The organism is Prauserella muralis (genome assembly GCF_003202285.1).
Lineage (GTDB): Bacteria > Actinomycetota > Actinomycetes > Mycobacteriales > Pseudonocardiaceae > Prauserella_B > Prauserella_B muralis.
Genome location: NZ_MASW01000002.1, coordinates 339,066 through 353,120, shown reverse-complemented (window position 1 = coordinate 353,120; position 14,055 = coordinate 339,066). Strand labels below are relative to the sequence as shown.

General features: G+C 72.6%; 16 protein-coding genes. 1 reads left to right on the top strand and 15 read right to left on the bottom strand.

Translation table 11 applies throughout. From position 1 onward, the window contains the following. The first annotated feature begins 186 nt into the window (after positions 1 to 186). Entirely contained in the window at positions 187 to 774 is a 588-nt protein-coding gene (locus tag BAY60_RS12725; RefSeq protein WP_112281153.1) for a murein hydrolase activator EnvC family protein, read from the top strand. Between the two features lie 18 nt (positions 775 to 792). Here BAY60_RS12725 and BAY60_RS12720 read toward each other — a convergent pair whose 3' ends face one another. The 15 genes from BAY60_RS12720 to BAY60_RS12650 all read right to left on the bottom strand — a co-directional run bounded on the left by BAY60_RS12720 (position 793) and on the right by BAY60_RS12650 (position 14,047). Then, a complete protein-coding gene (locus BAY60_RS12720; RefSeq protein WP_245992466.1) occupies positions 793 to 1,842 on the bottom strand; it encodes a FliA/WhiG family RNA polymerase sigma factor in 1,050 nt (349 codons plus the stop codon). Further along, entirely contained in the window at positions 1,814 to 2,827 is a 1,014-nt protein-coding gene (locus BAY60_RS12715; protein ID WP_112282345.1) for a tyrosine recombinase XerC, read from the bottom strand. The genes BAY60_RS12720 and BAY60_RS12715 overlap by 29 nt, the downstream gene beginning before the upstream one ends. A 132-nt stretch (positions 2,828 to 2,959) precedes the next feature. Beyond that, positions 2,960 to 4,105: a DNA-processing protein DprA gene (gene dprA, locus BAY60_RS12710; protein ID WP_112281152.1), complete on the bottom strand. Its 1,146-nt coding sequence runs from the start codon at positions 4,103 to 4,105 to the stop codon at positions 2,960 to 2,962. Further along, on the bottom strand, positions 4,102 to 5,613 hold the full coding sequence (locus BAY60_RS12705; RefSeq protein WP_112281151.1) for a YifB family Mg chelatase-like AAA ATPase: 1,512 nt from the start codon (positions 5,611 to 5,613) through the stop codon (positions 4,102 to 4,104). Before BAY60_RS12705 ends, dprA begins: the two co-directional genes overlap by 4 nt. Further along, positions 5,613 to 6,005: a YraN family protein gene (locus BAY60_RS12700; protein WP_112281150.1), complete on the bottom strand. Its 393-nt coding sequence runs from the start codon at positions 6,003 to 6,005 to the stop codon at positions 5,613 to 5,615. The genes BAY60_RS12705 and BAY60_RS12700 overlap by 1 nt, the downstream gene beginning before the upstream one ends. 206 nt (positions 6,006 to 6,211) lie before the next feature. Next, positions 6,212 to 6,535: a DUF2469 domain-containing protein gene (locus BAY60_RS12695; RefSeq protein WP_112281149.1), complete on the bottom strand. Its 324-nt coding sequence runs from the start codon at positions 6,533 to 6,535 to the stop codon at positions 6,212 to 6,214. Beyond that, positions 6,536 to 7,342, bottom strand: a complete 807-nt coding sequence (locus tag BAY60_RS12690; RefSeq protein WP_245992464.1) for a ribonuclease HII — start codon at positions 7,340 to 7,342, stop codon at positions 6,536 to 6,538. A gap of 4 nt (positions 7,343 to 7,346) precedes the next feature. Further along, positions 7,347 to 8,288, bottom strand: coding sequence for a signal peptidase I (gene lepB / locus BAY60_RS12685; protein ID WP_112282342.1), 942 nt, complete (start codon positions 8,286 to 8,288; stop codon positions 7,347 to 7,349). Between the two features lie 42 nt (positions 8,289 to 8,330). Beyond that, positions 8,331 to 8,690, bottom strand: coding sequence for a 50S ribosomal protein L19 (gene rplS, locus BAY60_RS12680; RefSeq protein ID WP_112281148.1), 360 nt, complete (start codon positions 8,688 to 8,690; stop codon positions 8,331 to 8,333). Between the two features lie 137 nt (positions 8,691 to 8,827). Continuing rightward, the gene (gene trmD / locus BAY60_RS12675) at positions 8,828 to 9,577 is read right to left on the bottom strand and encodes a tRNA (guanosine(37)-N1)-methyltransferase TrmD (protein WP_112281147.1); all 750 of its coding nucleotides are present in this window, start codon (positions 9,575 to 9,577) and stop codon (positions 8,828 to 8,830) included. Between the two features lies 1 nt (position 9,578). Further along, complete coding sequence (gene rimM, locus BAY60_RS12670; protein ID WP_112281146.1) at positions 9,579 to 10,091, bottom strand: ribosome maturation factor RimM; 513 nt, start codon at positions 10,089 to 10,091, stop codon at positions 9,579 to 9,581. A 16-nt stretch (positions 10,092 to 10,107) separates the two neighbouring features. Beyond that, the gene (locus BAY60_RS12665) at positions 10,108 to 10,347 is read right to left on the bottom strand and encodes an RNA-binding protein (RefSeq protein WP_091800064.1); all 240 of its coding nucleotides are present in this window, start codon (positions 10,345 to 10,347) and stop codon (positions 10,108 to 10,110) included. Continuing rightward, a complete protein-coding gene (gene rpsP / locus BAY60_RS12660; protein ID WP_112281145.1) occupies positions 10,344 to 10,862 on the bottom strand; it encodes a 30S ribosomal protein S16 in 519 nt (172 codons plus the stop codon). Before rpsP ends, BAY60_RS12665 begins: the two co-directional genes overlap by 4 nt. Before the next feature lie 154 nt (positions 10,863 to 11,016). After that, positions 11,017 to 12,546 (bottom strand): aldehyde dehydrogenase (NADP(+)), encoded by a 1,530-nt coding sequence (locus BAY60_RS12655; RefSeq protein ID WP_112281144.1) that lies wholly within the window; start codon positions 12,544 to 12,546, stop codon positions 11,017 to 11,019. After that, positions 12,470 to 14,047: a tripartite tricarboxylate transporter permease gene (locus BAY60_RS12650; protein ID WP_112281143.1), complete on the bottom strand. Its 1,578-nt coding sequence runs from the start codon at positions 14,045 to 14,047 to the stop codon at positions 12,470 to 12,472. The genes BAY60_RS12655 and BAY60_RS12650 overlap by 77 nt, the downstream gene beginning before the upstream one ends. Positions 14,048 to 14,055: the final 8 nt, after the last annotated feature.

Below are 14,055 nucleotides of genomic sequence, written 5' to 3'. Positions count from 1 at the left end.
GGGGCGCGCACATGCACGCGAAGTCAGCCTGTGAGCACACAGACCGCGCCCAATAGTGTACGCCGACCCGCCTGCGCTTCTCGAATCGGCAACCCCAACGGACGCCGGTTGTCCACAACGACCCGAGTTGTCCACAGATTTCCCGCCGCCACTCCCCGGGCCCGCCCGAGCCGTCACGCTGGGTGGATGACCGATCTCGCACCGCCACCGGCTCGTGCGGGCACGCCGGGCACCCGGCGCCCCCTCGCGCGGCTCGTCGCCGGGCTCGGCCTGCTGCTCGCCGTCCTGCCGTCCGCGCCGCCGGTGACGGCCGCCGAGGCCGCCGGCGCCTCCGTGCCCGCCCTCGCCGCGGACGAGCCACGGTTCGGCTGGCCACTGTCGCCGACGCCGGCGGTGGCCCGGCCGTTCCGGCCACCACCCAGCGCCTACGGTGCCGGGCACCGCGGGGTCGACCTCGCCGCGCGCCCCGGCCAGGACGTGCTGGCGGCGGGGACCGGGTTCGTGGTCTTCGCGGGCACCCTCGCCGGGCGCGGCGTCGTGTCGATCGAGCACGACGGCGGGCTGCGCACCACCTACGAGCCGGTGGCTCCCACCGTGGCCGCGGGCGAGCAGGTGTACGAGGGTCAGGTGATCGGCACGGTCGCCGCCGGGCACGCGGGCTGCGCGGCGGCCGCGTGCCTGCACTGGGGCGTGCGGCGCGGCGAGGAGTACCTGGATCCGCTGCGGTTGGTGCGCGTGAGCATCGTGCTGCGGCTCAAGCCGTGGGAGGCGTGAGGCGCGTGGCCCCGGCGCTCAGACCGTGGCCTGCTCCTGGAGCTTGGCCCGCAGCCTCAGCACCGCGCGGGTGTGCAGCTGGCTGACCCGCGACTCGGTGACGCCGAGCACCTTGCCGATCTCGGCGAGGGTGAGGCTCTCGAAGTAGTAGAGGCTCACCACCACGCGGTCCCGTTCGGTGAGCTGGGCGATGGCCTCGGCCAGCTGGCGGCGGTTGTCGCGGTCCACGAGCACGGCGGCGGGGTCGACGGCGTCCTCGTCGGGCAGCGAGTCGACGAGCGAGCCGCTGTCCCGCCCCGCGGCGACGAGGTCCTCCAGCGCCACGACGCTCGTCAGCTGCAGCTGGCCGTAGAGGTCGCGCAGCTCGTCGAGCGTGATGCCCAGTTCGGCGGCCAGCTCGGCATCGGTGGGCGTGCGGCGCAGCCGCGCCTCCAGCCGGTCGATGGCGCGCTCGGCCTCGCGGGCCCTGCTGCGGACGACCCTGGGCACCCAGTCCTGCGAGCGCAGGTCGTCGAGGATCGCGCCCCGGATGCGCTGCATGGCGTAGGTCTCGAACCGCAGCCCGCGCTCCGGGTCGAACTTCTCGATGGCGTCGACAAGGCCGAAGATGCCGGACTGGATCAGGTCCGCGACGTCGACGTGCGCGGGCAGCCCGGTGCCGACCCTGCCCGCCACGTACTTGACCAGCGGCGCGTAGTGCAGGACGAGCCGGTCGCGGACCCGCTGGCTCGGCGAGGTGGTGAACTCGCGCCACAGGGCCTGGATGGCGGTCTCGCCCTCGCCGGACTCGTCGCCTTCCGATGCGCCGGTGCCGGCGCTGTCGGCGCGCTCATCGCCGGGGGACGCACCGGAACCGGGCTCCCTTTCACCCCCCGGATGGGGGATGGCATGATGGGTGTCGGCAACGGAGCCGGGCGCACTGCCGGCGCTCGCGTCCCCGGGACGCGGGTTCTCATCGGCAAGCTGCGTGGTCACCTGACTGCCGTTCTCGACGCGGCGGCCGGCCTGGCCGACCGCACGGGCCGAATCTCCACCGATGTCATTGGGCACGGGGGTGGGTTCGGTCATGGATCGCCTTCAGCCGCTCGACGGTCACGTGGGTGTAGAGCTGCGTCGTGGCTAGCGTAGCGTGACCGAGCAGTTCCTGAACGCTGCGAAGGTCCGCCCCGCCTTCGAGCAGGTGTGTCGCCGCCGAATGACGCAGGCCGTGCGGGCCCATGTCGGTGGCGCCCGGCACAGACTCTACGGCCTGGTGCACGACTCGTCGCACCGTCCTCGGGTCGATGCGCTTGCCTCTGACGCCGAGGAACAAGGCCGCGCCCGATGACTCCGTTGCCAAGGCGGAGCGACCCCCCTCGATCCATCGACGCAGGGCACGTTCCGCGGGTTGCCCGAACGGGACCATTCGTTCCTTGTTCCCTTTGCCGAGCACGCGCGCCACCCTGCGGTCGAATTCGATGTCGTCGACGTCCAGCCCACACAGCTCCGATACCCGCACACCCGCCGCGTACAGCAGTTCCAGCAACGCATGATCACGCACCGCGACCGGGTCGCCTTCGCCCGCCCCCGAGCCGGAGGAGGTCAGCAGGCTGCGCGCCTGCTCCGGTCGCAGGACGCCGGGCAGCGTGCGGTGTGCCTTCGGCGCCACCAGCCGTGCGCCGGGGTCGGTCGGCAGCACGCCGGTGCGGTGTGCCCAGGCCGTGAAGGTTCTGGCCGCCGCCGCCCGCCGGGCCAGCGTGCTCCGGCTGTGCCCCTCGCCGCGTTGGCCGGCGAGCCAGGCCCGCAGCACGCCGACGTCCAGCCCTGCGGCGCCGTCGCTCGGGGCCTGGTCGCGGCCCTCGTGGAGGAAGCCGAGCAGGGACACCACGTCGCCGACGTAGGCGCGCACCGTGTGCCCGGACAGTCCCCGTTCGGCCCGCAGGTGACGCTCGTAGGCGGCGACCAGATCGTGCGCCGGGGCAGGCAGTGCCTCCCGCGCCCGCGCCAGATCCGCGCGCCGCGGAGCGGGCCGCGGCCCCCGGCCTGACGCACCGCGAACCGATGATGACGCCATGCCGTTGACGCTGCGGTACGCAGCGCGGATGGTCAAGCATCGCCACGCCAGCATGATCAAGCCGAGACCCGCACCCGGTCCCCTGCCGCGTGCTGGCGCCCGGGTCGGTGTGCTGGCCGGCGGGTGCGCGGGTCAGGACCGGGGTGGCGGGGTCCGGGCCCGGCGCCAGCCGGTCTCGCAACGCTCGCTGAGACCGTCCAGTTCCAGCGCGGGCAGCAGGGCCCGCACGCGAGGCAGCGGCACCCCGGATTCGGCGGCGATGCCCTCCGGCGACTTGCCGCGTCGCTCACCCAGCGCCTCGTGGACCCGCAACGCCTGGGGACCGAGGCCGTCGGTGCGGCGGCGCGGGCTTCGCGGCTGCGGCGCGTCGCCCGTGCCGAGCCTGCCGACGGTCTCCAGCACGTCGGCCGCCGAGGCCACGAGCGTGGCGTGGGCGTCGCGGATGAGCCGGTGGCAGCCCACCGACATCGCGGAGCCGATGGGCCCCGGGACGGCCATCACCACCTTGCCGAGGGCACCGGCCGTCGCGGCGGTGTTGCGGGCACCGCTGCGCGCGCCCGCCTCGACCACCACGGTGCCCGCCGTGAGCCCGGCGATGAGCCGGTTGCGCACGAGAAACCGGTGCCGGGCAGGCGGCGTGCCCGGCGGGTACTCGCTCACGACGGCACCGCGCCGCGCGATGCGGTCGTAGAGGCCCACGTGCCCGGCGGGGTAGCCGGCATCGAGCGCGCAGCCAAGCACGGCCACCGTGACACCGCCCGCGATGACGGCTCCCCGATGCGCCGCGCCGTCGATGCCGTACGCGGCGCCGGAGAAGACGGCGACACCGTGTTCGGCCAGGGCATACCCCAGCTCGGAGGAGACGTGCTGGCCGTACTCACTCGCCGCCCGCGCTCCGACGATCGCGACGGCCTCGTCGGCCGCCTCGTCGAGCCGCGCGGCGCCGCGCACCCACAAAGCGAGTGGCGCCGCCACCCCCTCGGCACCCCGGCCGGTCGCGACGTCCAGCGAGAGCAGCGGCCAGGCAGGCCATTCGTCGTCCTCCGGGATCACCAGCCGGGCTCCCGCCTCCCGCGCCCCGGCGAGATCGCGCTCGGCCAGGTCGATCTCCCGGCGTGCGCTCGTCTCCTGCAGCACGGCCTCCGGCACCTCGCCTCGCCGCACGGCCTCCGCCGCGCCGACCGGACCGTGCTCGGCCACGAACGTCAGCAGTGCGGGCGCGGGCGGCTCGGCCACCCGCAGCAGGTAGGCCCGCGCCAGTCGCTCCGGGCTGGTCACGCCGCCCTCCGATCCCGGAACTCCAGAGCGGCCGCCACCTGGTCGGCGTCCGGCTCGTCGTCCCCGGCCAGATCCGCCAGGGTCCACGCGACCCGCAGGCACCGGTCCGCGCCGCGCGCGGTGATGGCACCGCGGTCAAGACTCCGGTCGAGCAGCGCCGTGGCCGGGCCGGGCAGCGCGAACTCCCTGCGCAGCGCGGGACCGGGCACCTCGGCGTTGGTCTGCCAGCCGTGCGCCGCCCACCGCGCGGCCGCCCGCTGCCTCGCCAGTTCCACCCGCTCGCGCACCTGCTCGGTGCGCTCCGGCTGCCCCGCGTCGCGCACGCTCAGCGCCGTGATCGGGCGCAGCCGCACCCGCAGGTCGACGCGGTCGAGCAGCGGCCCGGACAGCCTGCTCTGATACCGGCGCCGGGCCGCGGGCGTGCAACAACAGTCCACCTCCCTCGGTGGTGCGCACGCGCACGGGTTGGCGGCCAGCACCAGCTGGAACCGCGCCGGGTAGCGCACCACGCCCCGCGAGCGGGCGATGCGCACCTCCCCCTGTTCGAGCACCGTGCGCAGGGAGTCGAGCCGCTCCCCGCCGAACTCGGGGGCCTCATCGAGGAAGAGCACCCCGCAGTGGGCCATGCTGATCGCCCCCGGCATGGCCAGCCCGCTGCCGCCGCCCACGAGCGCCGCCACCGAGATGGTGTGGTGCGGTGACACGAACGGCGGCACCCGCACCAGAGGCGCGTCCGCCTCCAGCGAGCCCTCGATCGAATGGACGGCCGTGACCTGCAACGACTGCTCCAGCGACAACCTCGGCAACAGCCCGGGCAGCCGCGAGGCCAGCATCGTCTTGCCCACCCCGGGCGGCCCGGTGAGCAGCAGGTGGTGTCCGCCCGCGGCGGCGACCTCCAGTGCCCAGCGTGCCTCCGGCTGCCCCAGCACATCGGCGAGGTCCGGCACCGTGGGCGGCTCCGCCTCGGCGGGAACGGCCGCCTCGGCCAGCGGCTGCTCGTCCCGTAGCCAGCCGATCACCTCGTCCAGCCGCGCCGCGCCGGAGACCTCCACGCCGTCCACGAGCGCGCCCTCGACGAGCGACTCCACGGCGACGACGGCCCGCTTGTAGCCGCGGCCCCGCGCCGCCAGCAACGCGGGCAGCACGCCCCGCACGGGCCGCACCCTGCCGTCGAGCGCCAGCTCACCCAGCAGTACCGTGCCGAGCAGCTTGGTCGCGGGCACCACCCCGGACGCGGCCAGCACGGCGACCGCGATGCCCAGGTCGTACCCGGAGCCCACCTTCGGCAGGTTGGCGGGCGACAGACCCAGCGTGACACTGGTCTCGGGCCACTTGTGACCGCTGTTGCGCACGGCCGCCCGGACCCGGTCCTTCGCCTCGCGCAACCCGGGATCGGGCAGCCCGACGAGCTTCGTGCCCGGCAGTCCCGCGCCGATGTCCGCCTCGATCTCCACCAGCCGCCCGTCGATGCCGAGCAGGGCGACCGACCACGCGCGCGCGAGCGGCATCAGAACGCCCCCTCGATGTGCCGGACGAAGGCGCCCCCGCCAGGAGGCCAGTCGATGGCGATCACGTCGAAGCGGATCTCGCACCAGGCGACCCGGTGGTCGGTCAGCCACCGGCCGGCGAGCCGCCGGATCCGCGAGCGCTTGTCCGCGGTCACGGCCTCCGCGGGCTGCCCGTAGGCGGGACCGGAGCGGGTCTTGACCTCACAGACGATCAGCGTCCTGCCGTCCGTGGCCACCAGGTCGAGCTCGCCCTCGCGGCACCGCCAGTTGCGGCTGAGCACCACCAGCCCCCGCTGCCGCAGGTGCTCGGCCGCCAGGTCCTCCCCCCGCCTGCCGAGTGCCAGCCGCGATCCGTGGCTCCCCCTCTGCGCGCAGCGCGCCACGCCGTTCACTCACTCCACCCCCTCGGTCGTCGGGCCGGTGCTCCCTCACCGGTCCGTCCCGGCCGACGCTGCCAGCCGCGGACAGGCCGGAGCCAGGCCCGAGCAGGCCGGCTGTGGACAGAAGGGGTGCTGTGGACAATTCCCGCCGGCGCACGCGGCGAAGGACGACGACTGTCAGGGGGTGCTGCTACGGCGCGGACGGCGCCGGGGTGTGCTCAGCCGCCGAACGGGCCGTCCTCGGGCAGCCGCAACTCGGGTTTGTCCAGCTCTTCGACGTTGACGTCCTTGAAGGTGATGACCCGGACGTTCTTGACGAACCGCGCGGGGCGGTACATGTCCCAGACCCACGCATCCGACATCCGCACCTCGAAGTACACCTCGCCCGCACCGTCGCGGACCTGCACGTCGACGGCGTTGGCCAGGTAGAACCGCCGCTCGGTCTCCACGACGTACGAGAACTGGCTGACGATGTCCCGGTACTCGCGGTACAGCGACAGCTCCATCTCGGTCTCGTACTTCTCGAGATCCTCTGCGCTCATCTAATCCGCGCCCCTCCTCGCAAGCCTTTTCTCGGCGGAAGGTCCATTCTGACTCACGACCTCGTCCTCGGCACGCATCGGCGCACGGGCGTGCAGCGCCGCGGCGGTCAGCATCACCTTGTGCGGTGGTCGCTTGCCGTGTGCCTCGCCGGCGAGGGCGACGTTCGTGTAGGACCAGCGGTGCACCGCGCACGGTCCGTGCCGGGTGAGCGCCTCCCCGTGCTCGGCCGTGGTGTACCCCTTGTGCACGTCGAACCCGTACATCGGGTGCTCGTCGTGCAGGTCGGACATGATGCGGTCGCGGGTCACCTTGGCCAGCACGGACGCCGCCGCCACACAGGCCACCGCCCGGTCGCCCTTGACCACCGGCACGCTCGGCGCGGGCAGGCCGGGCACCTTGAACCCGTCGATCAGCACGTAGCCCGGCCGCACGCCCAGCGCGGCGACCGCACGCCGCATCCCCTCGATGTTGGTGACGTGGATGCCCAGCGAGTCGACCTCCGCGGGCGGGATCACCACCACGGAGTAGTCGACGGCGCGCTGCAGCACCCGCTCGTACACGCGCTCCCTGGCCGCCGGCGTGAGCAGCTTCGAGTCGGTCAGCTCGGTGAGCCGGGCACCGTCACCGGGCCGCAGGATGCACGCGGCCACCACGAGCGGGCCCGCGCAGGCTCCCCTGCCCGCCTCGTCGACGCCCGCGACGGGACCGAGCCCACGCCGGTCCAGCGCCGCCTGCAGCCCCCAGGACGTCTCGCCCCGGATGACGACCCGGGGCGGAATCAGAACTCCGGAGCGTCCAGCCCTCACTCGGCTACCGTCCCTGTCTGACCGTCCCGCTGACCGCGGCGCCGAGCCGGCGGCCCAGCCGGACGGTGGGCCAGGCGGCCACCACGCCCACGCCCAGTGGCAGGCCGTCCTGCCAGGCAGGCGCGTTCGGCATCGACGCGGCCTGCGCGGGGGTGCCCTGCTGCGGGTTGTGGTCGCTCACCACGCCCCACCGCGACGGCGGCAGCACGATCAGCCTCGCCTTGCCGATGATGTTGTCCACCGGCACCGCGCCGTCGTCGGGCGTCTTGCCCTGGTACCGGGAGTCCATCGAGTTGTTGCGGTTGTCGCCCATGACCCAGACGTGGCCCTCGGGCACCGTGACGGGGCCGAACTCGTCCTGCCGGTGCTCGCCGACCCAGTGGATGTAGGGCTCGTCGAGTGGCTGGTTGTCGACCATGACGCGGTTCTGCGCGTCACAGCACTCGACCGTCTGCCCGCCGGTGGCGATGATCCGCTTGACGAAGTCCCGCTCGTCGGGCGGCGCGAGACCGAAGACCGAGCCGATGCTCTGGAAGAAGCGGGCGACAGCGTTGCCGGACTGCTGGGTCGGCACCTCGCCCTCGATCCACGCCGGTGGCCCGCGGAACACGACGACGTCACCGGGGCTCGGGTCGGTGAAGTCGTAGGTGATCTTGTCGACGAGGATGCGGTCGGGCGTGCAGCCCGGGCACCCGTGCAGCGTCTCCTCCATCGAACCCGACGGGATCATGTAGACCCGCGCCAGGAACTGCTGAATCAGAAACGCCAGCACGAGCGCGACCACGATCAGGATCGGCAGCTCTTTCCAGAACGAACGCTGCTTCTTCTTCGGCTGCCGCTTGGCCCGTGGTTCGCGCGGCTCCGACTCAGGCGATCCGGCGTCGGAGCGCTCCTTCGGATCGTCCTCAGGGCGCTCCGGCTCGTCTCCCGCGGCGTAGGAAGGCACAGGTTCGACCACGTGGCCAGGCTACGGTAACGGCCTGATCACTCAGCGGGCAGAGGGGGTCTCGCGCCGCTCCTTGATCTTGGCGGCCTTGCCCCGCAGCTCACGCAGGTAGTAGAGCTTGGCCCTGCGGACGTCGCCGCGCTTGTCGACCTCGATCTTGGCGATGTTCGGCGAGTGCACCGGGAAGGTGCGCTCCACGCCGACACCGAAGGAGATCTTGCGCACGGTGAAGGTCTCGCGGATGCCACCGCCCTGGCGGCGGATGACCACGCCCTGGAAGACCTGGTTGCGCTCGCGGTTGCCCTCGATAACGCGGACGTGAACCTTCAACGTGTCGCCCGGGCGGAAGTGCGGAATGTCGGAACGCAGCGACTGAGCGTCCAGCGCGTCCAGGGTGTTCATCGGTGGTCCGTCCTCGTCTGTGGTGGCTTCTCACGTACGTCCGGGCGCGCGCCTGCCTGACAGCAGGACGACCCGGGAGCTGTGGCGGCGCGTGATCGCCGCGCCAACCGGTCAAGTATTACAGACGCGCGGGCCGGCTAGTCATCCGGCTCCCCGCGCAGGAGGCGCAGGACTCGCCGGTCGTGCTCGTCCAGGCTACCCTCGCCGAGCCGTTCCAGCAGGTCCGGCCTGCGGTGGTAGGTGCGGGCCAGCGCCTGGTCACGGCGCCAGCGGTCGATCAGGGCGTGGTTGCCGGACCGCAGCACCTCCGGCACCGCGAGGTCGCGCCACACCTCAGGGCGGGTGTAGCTGGGGCCCTCCAGCAGGCCGTCGGAGAACGAGTCCTGCTCGGCCGACACCGGGTTGCCCAGCACCCCGGGCAGCAGCCGCACCACGGCCTCGACGATCACCAGCACGGCCGCCTCGCCGCCGACGAGCACGTAGTCACCGATGGACACCTCGTCCACGGGCATCCGCCTCGCCGCGTCGTCGATGACCCGCTGGTCGATGCCCTCGTAGCGGCCGCAGGCGAACACCAGGTGCCGCTGTCCGGCGTAGGCCCGCGCGAGATCCTGGGTGAACGGCCTTCCGGCCGGAGTGGGGACGACCAGCCGGGTGTCGTCACCGCACACGTCGTCCAGCGCGTCACCCCAGACCTGGGGCTTCATCACCATGCCGGGCCCGCCGCCGTACGGCGCGTCGTCCACGGCGCGGTGCACGTCGTGGGTCCAGTCCCGCAGGTCGTGCACGCCGATCTCGATGAGGCCGCGGTCGAGCGCGCGGCCGAGCAGCGCGGCACGCAACGGCTGCAGGTACTCGGGGAAGATCGTGACGACGTCGATCCGCATGTCAGGCGTCCAGCAGGCCCTCGGGCGGATCGAGCACCACGCGGCCACCCGCGACGTCGACGGTCGGCACGATCGCGCGCACGAACGGCACGAGCACCTCCGAGCCGTCCCGGTCCACGGAGAGGAGCTCGCCGCCCGGCGAGTGCACGATCTCCCGCACGGTGCCCACCGGTGTGCCGTCCGCGAGCTCGGCCCGCAGGCCTTCCAGCTCGTGGTCGTAGAACTCGTCCGGATCCTCCAGCGGCGGAAGGTCCCCGGTGTCGGCGAGCAGCAGCACACCCCGCAGCTCCTCGGCGACCGTGCGGTCGGGCACCTCCGCGAACCGCATGAGCAGCCGCCCGCTGTGCCAGCGGGCGGCTGCCACGGTGAGCCGCGTCGTGCTGCCGTCGCGCGCCTGGCCGGTGAGTACCGTGCCCTCCGCGAACCGTTCCTCCGGCGAGTCGGTGCGCACGTCGACCGTGAGCTCCCCACGGATGCCGTGCGGCTTCGCGACCCGGCCGACGACGACCTGCACGATGGAGCTTTCTTCGCTAACGATCGGTGTCGATGACGTCCACACGGACGCCCCGGCCACCGATGGAACCCATCACCGTGCGCAGCGCGGTGGCGGTGCGGCCACCCCGGCCGATCACCTTGCCGAGGTCGTCGGGGTGCACGTGCACCTCGAGGGTCCGGCCCCGGCGGGTGGTGATCAGCTCGACCCGGACATCGTCCGGGTTGTCGACGATGCCGCGCACCAGGTGCTCGAGCGAGTCGGCCAGGAAGCTCACGCCTCGTCGGCCTTCTTCTCGGCCTCGGGCTGCTCGGCGTCGGCCTTCTCGGTCTTCTCGGCCTTCTCGGTCTTCTCGGTCTTCTCGGTCTCGGCCTTGTCGGACTTGTCCGCCTCGGCCTTCTTGCCACCGCCCCGCTTCTTCGGCGTGGTCGCCTCGGCGGTGGGCTCCTCACCGGCGGCGGCCAGTGCCGCGTTGAACAGGTCCTGCTTGGAGGGCTTCGGCTCCGCCGTCTTCAGCGTGCCCTCGGCGCCCGGCAGACCCTTGAACTTCTGCCAGTCGCCGGTGACCTCCAGAATCCGCTGCACCGGCTCGGTCGGCTGCGCACCGACCTTCAGCCAGTACTGGGCCCGGTCGGAGTCGACCTCGATGAAGCTCGGCTCCTCCTTGGGGTGGTACTTGCCGATGGTCTCGATGGCCTTGCCATCGCGACGGGTGCGCGCGTCGGCGACGATGATCCGGTAGTAGGGCGCCCGGATCTTGCCGAGGCGCTGCAGCTTGATCTTGACAGCCACGGGTGTGGGTACTCCTGTCGTTCTCGGTACTCGGGTCGGGACACGATCCGAGTGGGGAGCCGGATCCGAGTGCCCGGAGGTTCACGGTCGCCCCGGCACGGTGAGAGGGCCCGTCCGGAGCGGGCAAGCGTCTATTTTGCCAGACCGCCCCGGCTCACTCGCTGCCGGGGAGTGTCAGCACGCCGTCGACCCGCCGCGGGATGTCCGCCGGGCCGTCCCGCAGCTCCTCGGGCAGCGCGGCCTCCGGTGCGCCCTGCCAGGCGTACGGCCGCAGGAACCGGCGGATGGCCGTGGTGCCCACCGAGGTGTGGACGGTGTTGGTCGACGGCCACGGGCCGCCGTGGTGTTGCGCCCAGGACACCGCCACGCCCGTCGGATAGCCGTCGAAGACGAGCCGCCCGGAGAGCCTGCGCAGGCCGTCCAGCAGCTCGGTGCGGCCTCCGGCCTCACCGGTGCCGAGGTGGACCGTGGCCGTGAGCGAGGGCTCCAGCCGCGACAGCGTGTCGAGCAGTTCCTTGTCGTCGGCGTAGCGCACGACGACCACCACCGGCCCGAAGCACTCGTGGGTGGCGGTCTCGTCGAGATCGGCGGCGTCGGCCGTCAGCACCCGCGCCTGGCCGGCGAACCCGGAGACCCCGCTGCCGTCGGCGGGCGCGCCGGTGGCCACGGTGGTCATGCCCGGCAGCCCGGCGAGCCGCTGAGACCCGCTCGCGAACGAGTCGCGGATGCCCTCGTTGAGCAGCACCGGGGGCGCCGAGTCCTCGACCTGGCCCGCCAGCGCGGTCACCACCGCGTCACCGCCCTCGCCGCGGGGCACGAACGCCAGCCCCGGCTTGGTGCAGAACTGGCCGGAGCCGAGCAGGAACGAGCCCGCGAGTCCCTTGCCGATCTCGCCCGCACGCTCGGCGGCCGCCTGCTCGGTGACCACGAGCGGGTTGATGCCGGACAGCTCGCCGTAGAACGGGATGGGGTCGGGGCGGGAGTTGATGAGCTCCAGCAGCGCCTTGCCACCGCCGAGCGAGCCGGTGAAGCCCACGGCGGTGATGTCCGGGTGCTGCACGAGCCGCGCACCGGCCTCCCGGCCGTAGACGACGGAGACGGTGCCCTCGGGCGCGCCGTGCCGGGTGGCGGCGGTCTGCAGCGCCTCGCCGCACAGCCGCGAGGTGAGCGGGTGCGACTCGTGCGCCTTGACCACGACGGTGCAGCCCGCCGCGAGCGCCGACGCGGTGTCGCCGCCGGGCACGGAGAACGCCAGCGGGAAGTTGCTCGCCCCGAACACGGCCACGGGGCCGAGCGGGATGAGCATGCGGCGCAGGTCCGGACGCGGGCCCATGGCGGTGTCGCCCGCGTGGTCGATGGCGGCCTCCAGGTAGCCGCCCTCGGTGACGACCTCGGCGAACAGGCGCAGCTGGAAGCAGGTGCGGGTCAGCTCCCCGCCGAGGCGGGGCTCGCCGAGCCCGGTCTCGGCATCGGCGGTGGCCACGATGTCGGCGCGGCGCGCCTCCAGCTCGTCGGCCATGGCCCGCAGCAGGCCCGCACGCCAGGCCCGGTCGCGACCGGAGAGCTGTTCGAACGCGAGGCGCGCGCGGGTGGCGGCGGTGTCGACGTCATCGGGCGTGCTCTGCCGGATGTTCGTCTCGCTGCTCGTCCCCGTCCTCGGGTTGATGCTCTGCAGGTGTGACATCGGTCTCCTTCTTCGTGGCTGCACGGTGGGTGCGGATCGCCCGCCACAGCGAGAGCAGGATCAGCACCACGATCGCGCCCAGCAAGCTAGCCGCGATCGGCTGGGTCAGAAAGCCGGACAACTCTCCGTCGAAGGTACGCATGGACCGGCGGAACGCCGACTCCAGAATGCCCCCGAGCACGAAGGCCAGCACGAGCGGCCCCGGCTCGAAACCGGTCTTCTTCAGCAGGTAGCCGACCACGCCGAGCGCGATCACCAGGAACATGTCGAAGACGTTGTTGCGGACGGTGTAGACGCCGATCATCGTCACCAGGATCGTCAGCGGTGCCAGGATGGCGGGCTGCACACGCAGGATCCGCACGAAGATCCCGATCAGCGGAAGGCTCATCGCCAGCAACAGCAGGTTGCCGACGTACATCGAGTTGACCACGCCCCAGAACAGCTCGGGCTCCTCGTCGACGAGCAGCGGCCCCGGGGTGACGCCCTGCAGCAGCAGGGCACCGAACATGATGGCCATCGTGGCGTTGGCGGGAATGCCCAGCGACAGCAGCGGGATGAACGACGACGTGGCCGCCGCGTTGTTGGCGGTCTCCGGCCCGGCGACCCCTTCGATCGCGCCCTTGCCGAACCGCTCTGGGCGTTTGGCGGAGCGCTTCTCGACCGCGTAGGCGACCATCGACGACATCGTGGCCCCACCGCCGGGCAGGATGCCCAGCAGGAACCCGGTCAGCGAGCCGCGGGCGACCGCGCCCTTCGACTCCGCGAGGTCCTTGCGCGTCGGGTAGACGGAGCCCACCTTCACGGGCGGCGGCGTCCTGTGCCGCAGCGACTCCAGGTTGTAGAGGATCTCGCCGACGCCGAACACGCCCATGGCGACGATGACGAAGTCGATTCCGTCGAGCAGTTCGTCGGAGCCGAAGGTGAAGCGGGCGGTGCCGAGCAGCGGGTCCTGGCCGATCGTGGCCAGCAGCAGCCCGACGGCGGCCATGAGCAGGCTCCTGGCCGCCGAGCCGCTGCCGAGCGTGGTGACCAGCAGGACGCCGAGCAGAGCGAGCATCGTGTACTCGGCGGGCCCGAAGTCCAGCGCGAACCCGGCCACGAGTGGAGCGACGAAGGTCATCGCGACGATGGCGATCGTGGCGCCGACGAACGAGCCGATCGCGGCGATGCCCAGCGCCGCACCGGCTCTGCCCTGCTTGGCGAGTTCGTGCCCGTCGATCGCGGTGACCACGCTGGACGCCTCGCCGGGCAGGCGCAGCAGCACGGAGGTGATCGTCCCGCCGTACTGGGCGCCGTAGAAGATGCCGGCGAGCATGATGATCGCCGAGGTCGGCTCGATGTTGTAGGTGACGGGCAGCAGGATCGCGATCGTGGCGGCCGGGCCCAGCCCTGGCAGCACGCCGACGAGCATGCCGAGCGTCACGCCGAGCAGGCAGTAGAGCAGGTTCTCCGGCTGGAAGACGACCCCGAACCCGGCCAGCACCGGCGACAGGAAATCCACGTTGACAC